The sequence below is a fragment of the Pseudovibrio ascidiaceicola genome (assembly GCF_900114245.1).
Taxonomy (GTDB): domain Bacteria; phylum Pseudomonadota; class Alphaproteobacteria; order Rhizobiales; family Stappiaceae; genus Pseudovibrio; species Pseudovibrio ascidiaceicola.
On sequence record NZ_FOSK01000010.1, the window covers coordinates 187464 to 204076 of the forward strand.

The following is a 16613-nucleotide window of genomic DNA, read 5'->3' on the forward strand; positions in this document are numbered from 1 at the left end:
ATGATATTCCCGAGGCTTCTTTTTCATTGTGACATCAGTATAGGGGATCAGCGGAGAAGGATTAGGGTTTCCCCGCTGATTGTTATTTTACTTCAATGTGTTGGCTTACTTCATTCGGCACTTGGATGCGTATGCATCCTGATGGCCTTTGATTGCGACACCAACGATTTTGTTGGTGATCTGGCCATCTTCTTTCACCACTTCGCGAACGTAAATGTCCTGAATTGGGTGATTGTTGTTGCCGAACTTGAAGTCACCGCGCACAGAAGCGAAGTCGGCTTCTTTCAGAGCTGCGCGGAAGTCATCTTTGTCGCTGACATCTGCCTTTTCCATTGCAGAAAGGATCAGATTTGCAGCGTCGTAACCTTGAGAAGCGTAAAGTGAAGGCAGGCGGCCATAAGCTTCTTTGAAGCCTTTGACGAATTTAGCGTTTACTTCGCTCTCAATGTCCTTACCCCACTGTGAGGAGTTTGCCACGCCGAGTGCAGCATCGCCAATCGCAGGCAGAATGTCCTGTGAGAAGGAAAATGCCGGGCCCATGACTGGCACATCAACACCAGACTGTGCGTACTGCTTCATGAACGCGATGCCCATGCCACCTGGCAGGAAGAAGAACACGCTATCTGCACCAGAAGCGCGGATTTGTGCGATTTCTGCTGCGTAATCATCCTGACCGAGCTTGGTGAAGAGTTCACCTGCCAACTCACCCTTGTACATCCGCTTGAAGCCCTTCAGAGCGTCGGTGCCAGCTGGGTAGTTTGGTGCCAGAATAAAGGTCTTCTTGTAGTCAGCTTTATTGGCGTGAGATCCCATCGCTTCATGGAGGTTGTCGTTCTGCCATGCCACATTGAAGTAGTTTTCATGGCAAGCTTTACCAGCCAGCGCAGATGGGCCTGCATTCGGGCTGATATAGAGCGTGCCTTTGCGGGTGGCAGCTGGAACCACAGCCATTGCCAGGTTGGACCAGATGATACCTGTCAGGATATCTACTTTGTCTTTCTGAATGAACTTGTCTGCCAGTTTCTTGGCAACGTCCGGTTTGCGGGCGTCGTCTTCTACCAGCAGTTTAACATCGGATGCGCCTGCTTGTTTGAGTGCGAGCTCAAAGCCATCGCGGACGTCGATACCGAGTGTGGAGCCACCGCCTGACAAGGTGGTGATCATGCCAATTTTAACTTCGGCTTGCGCCACGCCAGCTGTACAACACAGAAGGGCGGCTACTCCGGCTGAAACGAGTTTTTTCATATAAGTTCCCCTGATTTATCCTCGACCAGCTGTTCCTTCAGACGGAATCTTTGAATTTTACCAGTCGCGGTTTTTGGTAGCGAATCTACCAGTTTAAGTGAACGAGGGTATTTATAGGGCGCTATAGTAGATTTTACATAGTCCTGAAGACGTTTGATTACGTCTGCATCTTGTGGGTGGTCCTCCACCAACACCACATGTGCTTCTACAATCTGTCCCCGGTCCTCATCAGGCACGCCTATAACAGCACACTCGGACACTTCTGGACTGCTTAGCAGAGCAGCCTCGACCTCTGGCCCGGCAACGTTGTAGCCGGACGTGATGATCATGTCGTCTGCGCGGGCTGCGAAGTGGAAATAGCCTTTTTCATCCTGATAAAAGGCATCACCTGTCAAATTCCAGCCGTCGCGTACATATTTCTGCTGTCGGTCATCTTGCATATACCGGCAACCGGTTGGTCCTCTTACGGCAAGTTTGCCAACTGTGCCGCGTGGAACCTCCTGCATGTTCTCATCAACCACTTTTGCCGAGTATCCTTTGATCTCCCGGCCTGTGGTTGCTGGCATGGCATCTTCCAAATGGTTGGAAATAAAGATGTGCAACATTTCCGTTGCGCCAATCCCATCCAACATTGGAATGCCAGTTTTTGCTTTCCATTGCTCAAACACTGGTGCTGGCAATGTTTCTCCCGCTGAGACTGCGATGCGCAGTGAGGACAGATCTGCCCCCTCTTCCATTGCTGCCATCATGGCGCGGTAAGCCGTTGGTGCTGTGAATGAGATCGTTGCCTTGTAAGTCTCAATGATCTCAATAAGTTGCTTAGGTCCTGCCGTTTCCAGTAGGGTTGCAGTTGCACCGAACCGAAGCGGGAAAATCGCCAAGCCGCCGAGGCCAAATGTGAAGGCCAATGGTGGGCTGCCAACAAACACGTCCGATGGCTGAATATTCAGCACTTCCTTTGCATAAGCATCTGCGATGATAAGCAGGTCGCGGTGGAAGTGCATGGTTGCCTTCGGCTGTCCGGTGGTGCCGGATGTGAAACCCAGCAGGCACACATCATCCCGACCTGTTTGGACAGCGTCAAACTGGACAGGCTTTGATAGTGCGACCTTATCCATCTCGCCAGCAAAGTTGGCCGTGCCGTCGAAACTCACGATTTTGGTCAGATAGGCGTTTTGCTCAAGGCAAAGCTCCATCTCTTCCATAAGCCGTAGATCGCACATGGCCAATTTGATTTCGGCTTTGTCGACGATCTGGCTTAACTCGCCAGCACGTAGCATTGGCATGGTGTTGACCACCACGGCGCCTGCTTTTGTAGCAGCCAGCCAGCAGGCGACCATTGCCGGGTTGTTGGCGGAGCGGATGAGAATGCGGTCGCCCGGTTCTACTCCGTAATCCTCCTGCAGGGCACGAGCGATGCGGTTCGTCCAGTCCGCAAGCTCTTTGTAGGTGCGTTTTCTGCCATTGCCGATGAGAGCAATGTTGTCACCAAATCCGCGTTCAACCATCTTGTCGGTCAATTCTACTGCGGCGTTGATGTAGTCTGGGTACTCAAACCCCTCCAGCTGGAAAACTGGCTGCTGATCAATTGGTGGCAGCCTGTCCCTTGTGAAGGTGTCCTTGTGCGCGCTTGGTCCCAGCATTTCTCCCCTCCTGAGAAAGCAATTGCCTTGCTACTATTATTTTTTGAACATCGGATGCCCCTTCGTAAATGCGAAGAGCTCTGATCTCACGGTAAAGTTTTTCGACAGTATTGCCTGAACGGACGCCTTCGCCCCCGTGGATTTGCACTGCCTTATCAATAATTTGTTGAGCCTGATCGGTTGCAAACTGCTTTGCCATGGCCGCTTCACGGGATACCCGTGCTGCCCCCATGTCTTTCGTCCATGCAGCGCGGTAGATCAGGAGTGCAGAGGCATCAATGTCGATTGCCATTTCTGCCAGATGGCCCTGCACCATCTGCATATCGGCCAGCACGCCATCTCCCAGTTTGCGGGTTGTTGCGCGGGCTACGGCTTCTTCCAAGGCGCGGCGGGCAAAGCCTAAAGCAGCAGCGCCAACAGTACAGCGGAAGACATCCAGAACTGACATTGAGATTTTGAAGCCCTCTCCAGCTCCCCCAATGCGGTTTGCAGCTGGAATTCGCAGTTGTTTGAATCCCAACCGTGCCAGAGGATGAGGTGCCATCACATCCAGGCGTTCCTCAACGCTTAAGCCTGGAGTATCCGCCGGTACGATGAAGGCACTGATGCCTTTGGCACCCGGTGCTTCGCCCGTCCTTGCGAAGACAACGTAAAGGCCAGCAATGCCACCGTTGGATATCCAGGTCTTTTCGCCATTGAGCACATATTCATCGCCGTCGCGGATGGCGGAAAGTTCAATGTTTGCAACATCAGAGCCGGAGTCTGGTTCTGTCAGCGCAAACGCAGAAAGCGTCTGGCCTGCTCTGGTTTTATTGAGCCACAGCTGCTGTTCTGGCGTGCCGAACAGGCTGATGGCGCCTGTTCCCAGACCCTGCATGGCGAAGGCGAAGTCTCCCAGACCGTCGTGACGGGCCAGTGTTTCGCGCATAATGCAAAGGCTACGAACATCCAGAGGTTTGGGATCTGCCGGATCAACGGCAGTGAGCTTCAGGAAACCAGCGGTACCAAGATCATTGACGAGCTTGATACAGGCTGCGTCTGTGTCTGAGTGGTCTGCTGGAAGGTTCTCGCAGCACCAGTTCTCAACTGCTTCGGCCAGCTCTCGGTGTTTTTCTTCAAAGAATGGCCATGTGAGGAAGGTGGTGTCAGCCATTTATGCCCCCTCAAAGACCGGTTTTTCTTTTGCAACAAAAGCTTTGTAGGCGGTCTCAAAATCTTTGGTCTGCATGCAGATGGCTTGCGCCTGTGCTTCGGCTTCAATTGCCTGATCCAGACCCATGTTCCATTCTTGGTTGAGCTGGGTCTTGGTGATGCCATGCGCGAAGTTTGGTCCTGCAGTGATGCGCTGTGCCATGCGAATGGCATCGGCCTCAAGTGCTTCTGTGGTGGACATGGAGTTGAAATAGCCCCAAGTGTAACCCTCTTCTGCGCTCATGGACCGGCCTGTGTAAAGCAGTTCTGCAGCACGTCCCTGCCCAATAATACGCGGAAGAATTGCGCAGGCGCCCATATCGCAGCCTGCGAGCCCTACACGGGTAAACAGGAATGCTGTCTTTGCTTGTGGCGTGCCGATGCGCAGATCTGATGCCATGGCCATGATTGCCCCAGCGCCAACGCTGATGCCGTCGACAGCTGAAATGATAGGCTTGGTGCAGTTGATCATGGCTTTCACCAGATCGCCTGTCATGCGCGTGAACTTCAGCAGGTCTTTCATGTCCATGGCGACAAGTGGACCGATGATGTCATGAACATCTCCACCTGAACAATAGTTGCCTTCGTTAGACGCAATCACAACGGCATTGACGTCATCTGCATATACGAGATCGCGGAATGTATCACGCAGCTCAGCATAGCTTTCAAAGGTCAGCGGGTTTTTGCGGTCCGGGCGGTCCAATTGGATGACTGCGACATCGCCTTCCATGCGCCAGAGGAAATGCTTTGGCTGCAAATTCGCCATTTTGTAAGTTGTCAGCATTATCGGGCCTCCCCCTCCCAATCGCTTGCAAATACCTTCAGGGTTTCAGCAAGACTCTCTGCCTCATCAGGAGAAAAGTGAGAGAGCAGCTCATTGATCCACTCGCGGTGACTTGCTGCCATCTGCTCAAAGTTCTCGCGGCCTTCTTTGGTCAGCAAAACCACAGAGGTTCTCCGGTCTCCGTCTCTCAATGTGCGCTGAACCAGTCCGTCCGTGGTCAGGCGATCTATGAGGCCGGTGACGTTGCCGTTGGATACCATCAGGTATTTTGAGAGCTGGGACATGAGCATGCCCTCTGGCTCCCGGTAAAGTGCTGCCATGACGTCAAAACGTGGCAGCGTCACGTTGTAGGTTGTCCGTAGCCGCTCTCGCAGTTCGCCTTCGATCGCACGAGAGGCGCGGAGCAGCCTCAACCAGAGGCGAACGCGGGACTTGTCGTCGGTTGTCTTGTCAGCTTTGAGCATTTCCTGTGAGGCTGTCATTGGGTCTCGCCTCCTGATACGGAGATAGCTTGCCCAGTCACCGAGCGCGCACCATCTCCGATGAGCCATGCCACTGTTGCAGCAACTTCGTCCGGTTGGATGAAGCGTTGCTGTGGGTTGTCCTTGTAAAGAGCAACTCGTGCCTGCTCTTCGTTCATTCCGGTTTTTTGCATTATGTTTTCGATCGAGCGTTGCAACATTGGGGTCTCTGTGAATCCAGGACACACAGCATTGACCGTAAATGGCTTGCTGGCAAGTTCCAGCGCGAGCGAACGAACTATGCCAATGACACCGTGTTTGGCTGCAGCATAGTGGGAGACATAGGAATACCCGCGCAGGCCTGCCGTGGAAGCAATGGCGATCATACGTCCGTACTCCTGCCCTTTCAGAGCTTCCAGTCCTTTTTGGAAGGTCAGGAAGGTTCCAGTCAGGTTAATGTCGAGCATGCGCTGAAAATCATTCTTGTCGATCTTGCTAAAGGGAGCGGATTCTGCTGCCCCTGCATTGGCAATCACGATGTTGACCGGTCCGTTTGCTTCTGATGCTTTTTCAAACATCTGAGCTATTGAACCTTCATCGGTAACGTCTGCAGTGACTGCGCGAATACGGCTGCTGGCACTTGCCACCAAGTCCAGAGGCTCCTGCCGCCGCCCGGCGACGGTTACATTCACTCCAAGCTCAGCGAGGTGGCGGGCTATTTCGGCCCCAACTCCGGTCCCGCCACCCGTTATGATTGCATGCTTTTTCAAACCGCTTTTCCTTACACCCGAACTTTCATGGTCTCAGCTCGTTCAGCGAGACGATACAGCTGGTCGCGACCTGGGTGATAAGGTTCTGGCCAGTAAACCCCTTTGTCGCCAAGATCAGCAGCTGCGTGCAGCGTCCAGTACGGATCTGACAGATGCGGACGTGCCAAGCAGACAAGATCTGCGCGACCAGCCATCAAAATGGAGTTTACGTGGTCTGGTTCGTAGATGTTGCCGACCGCCATGGTTTTCATGCCAGCGTCATTGCGGATGCGATCAGAAAACGGCACCTGGAACATGCGGCCATAGACTGGCTGAGCCCGAGTACTGGTCTGACCTGCGGAAACGTCACAGATATCAACGTTAGCAGCATCCAGCATGCGGGCGATTTCTACAGCCTCATCTGGTGTGAGGCCTTCGTCCTCGACCCAGTCCGTTGCTGAGATCCGTACGGACATCGGCTTATCCTTTGGCCATGCCTCACGCACCGCCTTGATGACTTCCAGCGGGTATCTCATGCGGTTTTCCAGTGATCCGCCGTATTCATCCTCACGTTGGTTGGTGAGTGGTGAAATGAAGGAGGACAGCAAGTATCCGTGAGCGCAGTGGACTTCGATCATGTCGAAACCAGATGCATCTGCCATCTTCGCCGCGTTCACAAACTCTTCTTTCACGCGGTCCATGTCCGCACGGTCCATCTGCTTTGGCGTCTGATTTTGCTCAGACCAGGCAATTGGAGAAGCTGCGAGAAGTGGCCAATTGCCGTCTTTCAGCGGTGCGTCCATCTCTTCCCAACCAAGCTGCGTCGAGCCTTTTGGACCGGCATGGCCAAGCTGACAGCAGATCTTTGCATTGCTGTGTTCGTGTACGAAGTTGGTGATACGTTTCCAAGCGGTTTGGTGTTCAGATGCGTATAGGCCCGGGCAACCTGGTGTGATGCGACCATCAGCGCTGACGCACGTCATCTCAACAACAACCATGCCTGCACCGCCTTTGGCGCGTTCGCCATAGTGAGCAAGATGCCAGTCCGTGGTCATCCCGTTTTCTGCCTTGTACTGCGCCATTGGAGAGACAACCACGCGGTTGATCAGGTCCATTTCTCGCAGTTTGAACGGTGCGAACATTGGTGGGCGCGGAGCGTTATCGGTGTCTGATACTCCTGCCTGATTTTGGAACCAGCCTTCTGCTGTGCCTAACCATTCTGCATCGCGTTCACGAAGGTTTTCATGAGAGATTCGCTGTGAGCGCGTCAGAAGCGAGTAGTTGAACTGGACTGGGTCCAGATGCAGGTAACGTTCGACATTTTCGAACCATTCGAGGGAGTTACGAGCTGCAGATTGAAGCTTTAGAACTTCCAGACGGCGCTCATCCTCGTATTTTTGGAAGGCGTCTTGAATAGAGTTTTCGCTGTGCAAGTAGTCTGCCAGTGCGATGGCGCTTTCCATGGCAAGCTTGGAGCCCGAACCGATGGAAAAATGTGCGGTTGCTGCGGCATCGCCCATGAGGACAAGGTTTTCATGGGACCACTTATCGCAGAGCACACGCGGGAAATTGATCCAAGCAGAGCCACGGACGTGGTTTGCGTTGGTCATCAACTCATTGCCGCCAAGATGCTTTTCGAAGATCCTCTCGCAAGTCCGACACGATTCAGCCTGGCTCATATCTGCAAAGCCGAACGCCTCATAGGTCTCTTCTGTACACTCTACAATGAAAGTCGCGGTGTCATCATCGAACTGGTAGGCGTGCGCCCAGATCCAACCGTGTTCTGTCTCTTCAAAAATGAAGGTGAAAGCATCGTCGAATTTCTGGTGGGTGCCGAGCCAGACAAACTTGCATTTGCGGGTGTCGATGTCTGGCTTGAAGTACTCGGCAAACTCTGTGCGGCTGGTGGAGTTCAGACCATCTGCTGCAACAACGAGGTCGTAATCACCCATGAACTCTTTTGCGCTTGTGTAGTTGCGCTCGAATTCCATGTTTACGCCAAGCTCTTTAGCCCGGTCCTGAAGGAGCAGAAGTAGCTGCTTGCGGCCAATACCGCAGAAGCCATGACCGCTGGAGACGTGGCAGGTATCTCGGTAGTGAACCGCGATATCATCCCAATAAGCAAAGTGCGCGCGGATGGCTTCAGCGCTTTTTTCGTCGTTGACCTTGAAGTTGTCCAGCGTTTCATCGGAGAGAACAACACCCCAACCGAAGGTGTCATCAAACTTATTTCGCTCGATGACTGTGACCTCATGTTGAGGATCTCGTAGCTTCATGCTGATTGCGAAATAAAGACCTGCCGGGCCGCCTCCAAGACATGCGACTTTCATTGCTCTCTCCCCCTTAGGCTGCAACTGCCTAATTCCAACTTGAGATAAGCGTGACAGGTTTTTTAAATTATTTCAAATATAAAATATCTAAGCATAAAATATGTGAAACGCTGCCGGTTTTCAGTTTAACATGCTGTATTTTATGAATTTATTTTTGATTTGTGGTGAGCAGAGCAATACGGGTAGGAAAATATATTTATCACGCAAATGTCGTTGATATATCTATATCAGCACGAAATGCGGAGTTCTGGCAAGCAATGATTCTGTGTAGGTATCATAAAAAATGCGACGGCCTCAGACCGTCGCATGTGCTGGAAATTCAATTTCCTGACCATCGAAGGCGGGTGAAACACCTTCTGGAAGCTCTGTCTGCAAGCGTCCATAATCCAGATCGCAATGCAGGTTGGTGAGGATACTCTTGGCAGGCTTCATCCTCTCAATCCACTCCAATGCATCGTTGACGCAGAAGTGGCTTTGATGTGGCTTCTGACGCAGTGCATCTACAATCCATGTATCCAACCCTTTCAATGCATGAAAGCTGCTGTCCGGGATATCGTTGACGTCAGGTGTGTATGCCAGATCCTGAAAGCGGAAACCAAGTGCATCAATGTCGCCGTGATGAACGAGAAATGGTAGCGCAGTGATTGGGCCCCCTGCTCCGTCTATGGTGACAGGTACTCCATCCGTCAGGCGATTCTCGCTCAGGATGGGCGGATAACCGGAACCTGGTGGGGTAACAAAGCAGTAATCAAAGGCAGAGCGGACGCGCTTTGATGTGAAGTCATCCATGTAGACCGGCACTTTGGCACGCTGCATGAGTGCGAAAAAGCGCAGGTCATCAATACCATGCAAGTGGTCTGCGTGGGCGTGGGTATAGAGCACTGCGTCCACTTGTGTGACGCCAGCTGCCAGCATCTGCTCACGCAAATCCGGCCCGGTATCGACAATTATCGTTGTCGTGCCTTTTTCAGAGAACCGCTGAACCAGCAAAGCACATCGACGGCGGCGGTTTTTGGGCTCATTGGGGTCACATTCGCCCCAATCACCACCAATCCTTGGTACGCCGGTAGATGAGCCGCAGCCCAGAATAGTGACCTTAAAATTGCTGGTCATCGGTCCTCTCAAAATACAATGGCAGTACAAGCCGCATGAGTTTAGCCAATTAAGCCGGATGTGGCACTTTGGAAAACAGGCGCAGAAAATTTTGTGTCGTGGCTTCGGCCATTTCCTCTTCAGAAACACCCAGTGCTTCAGCCAAAACCTTGTTGGTGTGCGCTACATAAGCTGGTTCGTTACGCTTGCCACGCCATGGCTGGGGCGCAAGATACGGAGCATCTGTTTCAACAAGAAGGCGATCCATCGGAAGTTCTGCTGCGATCTCGCGCAGTTCGGTGGAGCGCTTAAAAGTCAAAATGCCGGAGAAGGAGACGTAAAGACCAAGCTCCAGTCCTTTCATTGCCAGCTCCTTGCCAGAGGAGAAGCAATGAAGCAGCGCTGGGAAGCTGCCAGCTTTCATTTCTTCTTCCAGGATGCGCATCATATCTTCATCGGCATCGCGGCTATGAATCACCAGCGGCAGCTGGGTTTCTCGTGCTGCAGCAATATGGGTGCGCAGCACCTTTTCCTGATCTTCTGGAGATGCGTTGTCGTAGAAGTAATCCAGACCAGCTTCTCCGATTGCGACGACTTTGGGGTGCTTTGCAAGCTCCACCAATTCTTCAGTGGTGACGTCGGTTTCTTCTCCGGCCTGATGTGGGTGGGTTCCAACAGAGCAGTAAACGCTGTCGTAGGCTTCAGCTATCTCTTTGATCTGCTCGAACTTGCGGACACGTGTGCAGATGGTGACCATCAGCTTGACGCCAGCTTCGTGGGCGCGCTCGATGATCTGGTCGCGTTCTTCTGCAAAATCCGGAAAGTCCAGATGACAATGACTATCAACTAACATGGTCACAGCAAAAGCGCCTCCAGCGCGATTCTGTCAATAGGTCCTGTAGACCTCTTGTTTTATCTCAGTGGTAAATACCAGCGTATTTACCTCATAAAAAAGGGAGGCATATGCGCCTCCCCTTAAAGCTACATAAATTGGCGTTTTATTCCGCTGTTTCCGGCTCAACATAGCGTGGGAACACACCCTGTGGCTTCGGTAAATCACGACCACCTTGCAGACGACCAGCTTCACCCAATAGTGCGAATGAGCGTTCGTCTTCGTTCAGCACCAACAGGTCCAGCAGTTTGGCTGCGGAGCCCGGCATGACTGGCTGTGCGAGAATGCCAACCTGACGGATGATCTCAGCGGTGGTGTAAAGGACGGTGGCCATGCGCTCGGGGTCTGTCTTCTTCAGTGCCCAAGGTTCCTGAGAGGCAAAGTAGCGGTTTGCTTCCCCAACAGTAGACCAGATACATGCCAATGCATGGTGGATTTCTTGCTTAGCCATGAAACCACGGCATTTTTCGAGCATCTCATCAGCTTGCTGCAAGATTGCCTTGTCTTCATCAGAGAACTCGCCCGGGACTGGCAGTTTACCCTCGCAGTTCTTGAAGATCATGGAGAGCGAACGTTGTGCAAGGTTGCCAATGTCATTGGCAAGGTCTGCGTTGATGCGGTTCACCATTGCTTCGTGGTTGTAGTTGCCATCCTGACCGAATGGAACTTCACGCAGGAAGAAGTAGCGAATTTGGTCGAGGCCGTAGGTTTCTACCAGATCGCGTGGTGCGATGACGTTGCCCAGAGACTTGGACATCTTCTCACCAGAGTTGAACAGGAAACCGTGAGCAAACACACGCTCTGGCAGAGGTACGCCTGCAGACATGAGGAATGCTGGCCAGTAGACTGCGTGGAAGCGAATGATGTCCTTGCCGATGATATGAGCGTTAGCAGGCCAGAACTTGGCCATTTCGCCGTCCAAATCCGGGTAACCAAGCGCAGTAAGGTAGTTGGTCAGCGCATCGACCCACACATACATGACGTGCTTCTCGTCACCTGGCACCGGGATGCCCCAGTCAAAGGTGGTGCGGGAGATGGACAGGTCCTTCAGACCGCCTTTGACAAAGCTCATGACTTCGTTGCGGCGCGCATTTGGACCTACGAAATCCGGGTTCTTCTCGTAGAGCTCGATCAGCTTGTCTTCGTAAGCTGAGAGACGGAAGAAGTAACTTTCTTCTTGGACCCATTCGACAGGTGTGCCCTGAGGGCCGTAACGAACGCCGTCTTCGCGAACTTCGGTTTCGCCTTCCTGATAGTAGGCTTCGTCACGTACGGAGTACCAACCGGCGTAACTGTCTTTGTAGATGTCGCCAGAATCAGCCATTTTCTGCCAGATTGCCTGACAGGATTTATAGTGACGCTCTTCGTTGGTCTGAATGAAGTCGTCATTAGAACAGCCCAGCATTTCCACCATTTCGCGGAAGAGCTTGGAGTTCTTATCAGCAAGATCTGAAGGTGACATGCCTTCCTTGACGGCGGTCTGAAGCATCTTCTGACCATGTACATCGGTACCTGTCAGGAAATGTACTTCTCGGCCATCCAGTTTCTGGAAGCGGGCCAGCACGTCAGTTGCAATTGCCTCGTAGGCATGGCCGATATGCGGCTCACCATTTGGGTAGGAAATTGCTGTTGTAATATAGAAAGGCGATTTTTCTGTCATATCCTAAAGCGATCTTTTGATCCGGGATCTAAATCTGGAAAATTCTTTGGGTTTGTGGCCCAAAAAGACGTAGGTCAGCTCGTGCTTGCTTTCCGCAGGTCAGCGAGAAAAGACAATACAACTTGCTTGCGATCGAGGTTTAAAGCATCTGCTGTTGAGGCAGCGCGGCCCACCTTTTCCCACAAGTCAGCCCACCTGACAAGCGCATCCGGCTTTGTGCTTGCATCTTTACGCAGTTGATTGCTCAAGAATGTGCGGGTCAGCTCCAAAAATGTGTTCCATGCGTCTTCTGCGCCGCGCCCCGAAACTTTATCCGCAAAGCTATGTGCGCGGATCATATCCAGATTGGTGACGGTTTCGACAAGGCCCGTAAACTCCTGTGCAATTTGCAGTGCTCCGCCGTTTGCTGCCAATGCAGCCTGACGCAAACTGCCATCTGCCAGCGTGTGAAGAGCCTGCGTGTTGCCTGATAGAGCGCAGCCCATTTCAGTCAGCGCTTGCTCAATAGTCTGCTCTTCCAGTTTGCGCATGGATAGCTTGCGGCATCTGGAGCGTATTGTTGGTAAAAGACGTCCGGGATTGTGTGAAAGCAGGATAAAGAGCGATTGCTTTGGTGGTTCCTCGAGAATCTTAAGCAGAGCGTTAGCTGCTGACTGGTTCATGTCATCAGCGGAATCAACAAGACAGATGCGCCAGTTTCCACCTGCTGCCGTTGATCCAAAGAAGCCTGTGGTCTTGCGCACTTCATCAACAGGAAGGTCGCGCTTGAAACGCTTTCCTTTCAAGTCCCATGGACGGCGCAGATGCAGAAGGTCTGCATGAGAACCTGCGGCAATCATTTGAGAGCTATGGCTTTCTGGCGGTACGTACAGGCTGTTTGCAGCCATCACAGGTGTAGAGAAGCGGTCCGGGTGCTCTAGTATGAAGCGTGCGAAACGAAACGCCAGAGTGGCTTTGCCGATGCCTTTGGGGCCGCCGAGGATCCATGCATGATGAAATCGCTGTGATCTGTAAGCATCAAGCAATTCGGTTTCTGCTAGTTCGTGGCCGTAAAGGCGGGATTGCTCGCGCGGCAGCGGAAGGCCTTCGACCTCGTCGAACTCAGGGACTTCTTCGATTATGGGAGCTTTCGCCATACTCTCTTTTCCCTGATTGCCTACGGACGTGCCGTATCTTGTTTGATCTGCTCTTCAAAGCGGCTTTGGACGGCCTGCCAGATATCTTCAGTCACTTTGTCCTGAGACTGATCACCATCAATCACAACAATGCGGTCTGGCTCATTACGGGCCATATCCAGAAACATTTCTTGTCTGCGACGGTGTGTTTCCAAGGTATCTGTTTCAAAGCGATCCGGACCGTCAAACTCGACGGGAGCTGTGCGTTTTGAGACCCGAGCCAAACCGACTTCAGGTGTCACGTTGATCAGTAAGGTCATATCGGGATTATGGCCTGCGATTGCGACCTGTTGCAAGGCTTCGACTGTTTGCGGAGGCACGCCAGATTCGCCCTGATAAACGCGGGATGAATCGGCAAATCGGTCGCATAGGACCCATTTGTCATCGTCTAGTGCTGGCTTGATCAGCGTATCGATATGGTCTGCGCGGGCAGCTGCAAAAAGGACTGCCTCAGCTGTTACGCCATAACCTTTTGCAGCACCGGACAGCAGAACTTCGCGAATGAGTTCTGCGCCTTGAGAGCCGCCCGGTTCACGTGTGGTGATCGCTTCAATGCCTTTGGACGCGAGCTTGTCGCGTAAGCGCTGAATTTGAGTAGACTTACCGGCGCCCTCGCCACCCTCAAAACTGATAAAAATACCCGGCAACGTCGAACAGGCCTCCAAGACCTTCGGAAGTCAGTAGATCTGAAATCCGGTTCTCTAGAACAACTGGTAGAAGAACTCACCTAGCGCGTCCCAAGCACGGCCTTGCAGGTCTCCCATGGCTACATCCTCTCCTGTAACCAGTGTTGCCCGATAAATCACGTCATTTTTGGAAAGAACCTGCAGTTCTCCAACTTCCATTCCCTCTTTAATCGGTGCGGGAATAGGTCCGTTGTAAACAACGCGCAGTTGGTATTTGTCTTTTTCGTTGGGATTGATAAGCGTTGCGACGGCATCATTTGTCTTTAACGAGACTGTTGTTCTCTTGCCGCCATACACTTGTGCGTCGCTGACAAGATCGCCTTTGCGGTAAAACTGTTCGAGTTTAAGACCGGAGAATGTTGGCAACAGCAGAGTTTTCATGTCCTGAACGCGATCCTGCATCGTCGGGGATGCTGCAATAGCGGCCACATAGCGGCGACCGTTACTGTCGAGCGTACCAAGCGCCGCAAAGCCTTCTCTCTCAGAGAAGCCGGCTCCAAACCCATCAAGACCTTCGATATCCCGAATAAGCGGGTTCTTGTTGCGCTGAGTGATTTTGTTCCAGGTAAAGCGATCCATGGAAAACACAGAATGCAGTTCAGGCTCATGTTCCAGAACATACGCCGCCAAGATTGTCAGGTCTTCCAGTGTGGTTTTGTGGTTCTCGTCAGGAAAACCCGTCGGATTGGTAAAATTGGAATTTTCCATGCCAATGGACTTGGCAAGCTTGTTCATCTCCCGCGCAAAATTGGCTTCACTGCCTGCGAGCCCCTCTGCCAGAATGATAGCAGCATCGTTGGCGCTCTGAACGATAAGACCGTACATCAGGTCATTCACGGGAACAGAGGAGTTCAGGCGGGCGAACATGGTGGTGACGCGGGCGGGTGCGCCGCCTGTCCGCCAGGCATGTTCGCTGACCTTGAAGGTGGTTTGCGGGGTGATGTCACCGGCATGCAGTGCCTGCTGCACCGTTACGGCGGTCATTAGTTTGGTGAGATTTGCCGGGGCAAGCAGAACCTGAGAGTTTTTTGAGAAGATTAGTGACTTGTTGGAGAAGTCATAAAGAGTGGCTGCTTTGGCTTTTATCTCAACTGCATGAGCTGCTGGAGATGCGAGTAGTGCGCAGAGCACCGTTGCTACTATCGCTGAAAATCTCCAGCAACCCGGAGATAGCCAGCGCTTAAAGTTGCTTAGAGATTTATGCTGTTTGCACTTCTGCCACCCAACCTGCACGCCTGTGTCTCCCTGAATGTTTTTAGAGAGGCTATGCTACGCCCCATCCCCTAAAACAAACACTAACGCAGGTCAGCAGACTGGGTAAAGCCGTTTAAAACTAAATGACTTAGTGTTTTTGACCAGTACGAGATTGCAGCAGTAAGTTCTTCAACCCAGTTCCACCTGAAAACGACTTAAATGCCTCATGTGCACTGTTGAGCCTTTGCTGTGACGAGTAAGAGGAAACTGCGTTTCCGCTCTGGAATGCTGGTGCACTGTCACTTGTTGGTGTTTTATAAACATCTGAACTTGGTGGTGGAAGGATTGAGCTGCCAAAGGATGTTGAAACTGGCTGTACAGCAATCGCAGGTTTAGGCGCATTTGGGTTTGCGTTTGTCGCAAGAGCGCTGTTGATGCGGTTCTTGAAGCTGGATACGGACGCGACTTGTGTCGTGCTCAAGTTACGTTCGTAGACCACAGCAGGATCGAGCTGGCTGGAATTGAACGCCAACACATTTTGCGCCGCATAAATTGGAGTGTCGTATGGCCTGCTTTTTGGCATTGGAGCCGGGCCGGAAATGCGTTTCACAGGATTTGCAAAGGCAAACATGGTCCGAGGTGCAGAGTTGCCGCCGTTCCAGTTTCCGCCATTGCCAGAATAAGAGGCCAGTAGCTTCTTCTCATCCTGTCCATGAAGAGGTGCGCGGCTGACGTATTCAACACGAACCTTTGCAACGCCGCTGGATTTGGTGCCCAACATTCCTGCAACGCGCTCAGACAGATCAATCACGCGATTATCGTGGAATGGTCCACGGTCATTCACGCGCACAATCATGGAACGGCCATTTTGCAGGTTTGTCACCTTAGCATAGCTCGGCAGAGGCATTGTTGGATGCGCTGCTGTCAGCGCATTGCGATCAAAGATTTCGCCATTTGCTGTTTTGCGACCATGGAAGGTTGGACCATACCATGATGCCTTGCCGGTTTTCTTGTAGTTATCGTCGCGTTTGGGATAGTACCACTTGCCAGCCACTTTATACGGTTTGCCGACAACAGCGCGTCCGCCCCCTTTGGGAACTGGCTTGGTGCCCTTCACCACACGAGGACTTGCAGCTACGCCATATTTCTTTTCACTGAACTTCACTTTGTCTGTGCCGCCACCACAGGCTGCAATGCCTGCGCACAAGGCAACTACAGATATGCTGGTCGCTACACGTTTGATCGTTTCGGGAGCTGGTGCTTTCACCGAATAGCCCCAATTCAGTAAAGAAGTCATACCGTTGTTACTCACTACATGTTCGGCACTGACGGATTTCAGTCTGCTTGAGCAAAAACACCCGAGCTCACTACAAACTGAACCAATATTAAAAAGATAGCCGATAAACCTTAACTGAATCCGATCAAAATGTCTCCACAAGAAAGAGAGATTTTTGGCAAGGTTAACTTCCTTAGGGGAATTGGCGGTTTTGGCGGGGCTGTTTGATTCCGCT

The 16613-nt window shown here is 52.2% G+C and carries 14 protein-coding genes; all 14 read right to left on the reverse strand.

The genetic code is table 11. The features are described 5' to 3' along the window. Positions 1-105 precede the first annotated feature (105 nt). The 14 genes from BM231_RS18975 to BM231_RS19040 all read right to left on the reverse strand — a co-directional run bounded on the left by BM231_RS18975 (position 106) and on the right by BM231_RS19040 (position 16399). Positions 106-1245 carry an ABC transporter substrate-binding protein gene (locus BM231_RS18975; protein ID WP_093521806.1) on the reverse strand — a complete coding sequence of 380 codons (1140 nt, stop codon included), beginning with the start codon at positions 1243-1245 and terminating at the stop codon, positions 106-108. Beyond that, complete coding sequence (locus tag BM231_RS18980; protein ID WP_208860494.1) at positions 1242-2888, reverse strand: AMP-binding protein; 1647 nt, start codon at positions 2886-2888, stop codon at positions 1242-1244. The genes BM231_RS18975 and BM231_RS18980 overlap by 4 nt, the downstream gene beginning before the upstream one ends. Then, entirely contained in the window at positions 2830-4041 is a 1212-nt protein-coding gene (locus tag BM231_RS18985; RefSeq protein WP_093521808.1) for an acyl-CoA dehydrogenase family protein, read from the reverse strand. Before BM231_RS18985 ends, BM231_RS18980 begins: the two co-directional genes overlap by 59 nt. Beyond that, positions 4042-4863 carry an enoyl-CoA hydratase family protein gene (locus tag BM231_RS18990; protein ID WP_244527192.1) on the reverse strand — a complete coding sequence of 274 codons (822 nt, stop codon included), beginning with the start codon at positions 4861-4863 and terminating at the stop codon, positions 4042-4044. Next, positions 4863-5345, reverse strand: a complete 483-nt coding sequence (locus tag BM231_RS18995) for a MarR family winged helix-turn-helix transcriptional regulator (RefSeq protein WP_063297048.1) — start codon at positions 5343-5345, stop codon at positions 4863-4865. Before BM231_RS18995 ends, BM231_RS18990 begins: the two co-directional genes overlap by 1 nt. Then, a complete protein-coding gene (locus tag BM231_RS19000) occupies positions 5342-6094 on the reverse strand; it encodes an SDR family NAD(P)-dependent oxidoreductase (protein ID WP_093521810.1) in 753 nt (250 codons plus the stop codon). The genes BM231_RS18995 and BM231_RS19000 overlap by 4 nt, the downstream gene beginning before the upstream one ends. An 11-nt stretch (positions 6095-6105) precedes the next feature. After that, positions 6106-8403, reverse strand: a complete 2298-nt coding sequence (locus BM231_RS19005; RefSeq protein ID WP_093521812.1) for a bifunctional salicylyl-CoA 5-hydroxylase/oxidoreductase — start codon at positions 8401-8403, stop codon at positions 6106-6108. Positions 8404-8697: 294 nt separating this feature from the next. Further along, positions 8698-9516 (reverse strand): MBL fold metallo-hydrolase, encoded by an 819-nt coding sequence (locus BM231_RS19010; protein ID WP_093521814.1) that lies wholly within the window; start codon positions 9514-9516, stop codon positions 8698-8700. Positions 9517-9565: 49 nt separating this feature from the next. Then, the gene (locus tag BM231_RS19015; protein ID WP_093521816.1) at positions 9566-10348 is read right to left on the reverse strand and encodes a TatD family hydrolase; all 783 of its coding nucleotides are present in this window, start codon (positions 10346-10348) and stop codon (positions 9566-9568) included. Positions 10349-10493: 145 nt separating this feature from the next. Further along, positions 10494-12047 (reverse strand): methionine--tRNA ligase, encoded by a 1554-nt coding sequence (gene metG, locus BM231_RS19020; RefSeq protein WP_093521818.1) that lies wholly within the window; start codon positions 12045-12047, stop codon positions 10494-10496. Between the two features lie 74 nt (positions 12048-12121). After that, positions 12122-13183: a DNA polymerase III subunit delta' gene (locus tag BM231_RS19025; RefSeq protein WP_093521820.1), complete on the reverse strand. Its 1062-nt coding sequence runs from the start codon at positions 13181-13183 to the stop codon at positions 12122-12124. A 20-nt stretch (positions 13184-13203) separates the two neighbouring features. Then, positions 13204-13869 carry a dTMP kinase gene (tmk, locus tag BM231_RS19030; protein WP_093521822.1) on the reverse strand — a complete coding sequence of 222 codons (666 nt, stop codon included), beginning with the start codon at positions 13867-13869 and terminating at the stop codon, positions 13204-13206. Between the two features lie 54 nt (positions 13870-13923). Continuing rightward, the gene (locus BM231_RS19035; RefSeq protein ID WP_093521824.1) at positions 13924-15039 is read right to left on the reverse strand and encodes a D-alanyl-D-alanine carboxypeptidase family protein; all 1116 of its coding nucleotides are present in this window, start codon (positions 15037-15039) and stop codon (positions 13924-13926) included. Positions 15040-15250: 211 nt separating this feature from the next. Next, the gene (locus BM231_RS19040) at positions 15251-16399 is read right to left on the reverse strand and encodes a septal ring lytic transglycosylase RlpA family protein (protein ID WP_093521826.1); all 1149 of its coding nucleotides are present in this window, start codon (positions 16397-16399) and stop codon (positions 15251-15253) included. Between the last annotated feature and the right edge of the window lie 214 nt (positions 16400-16613).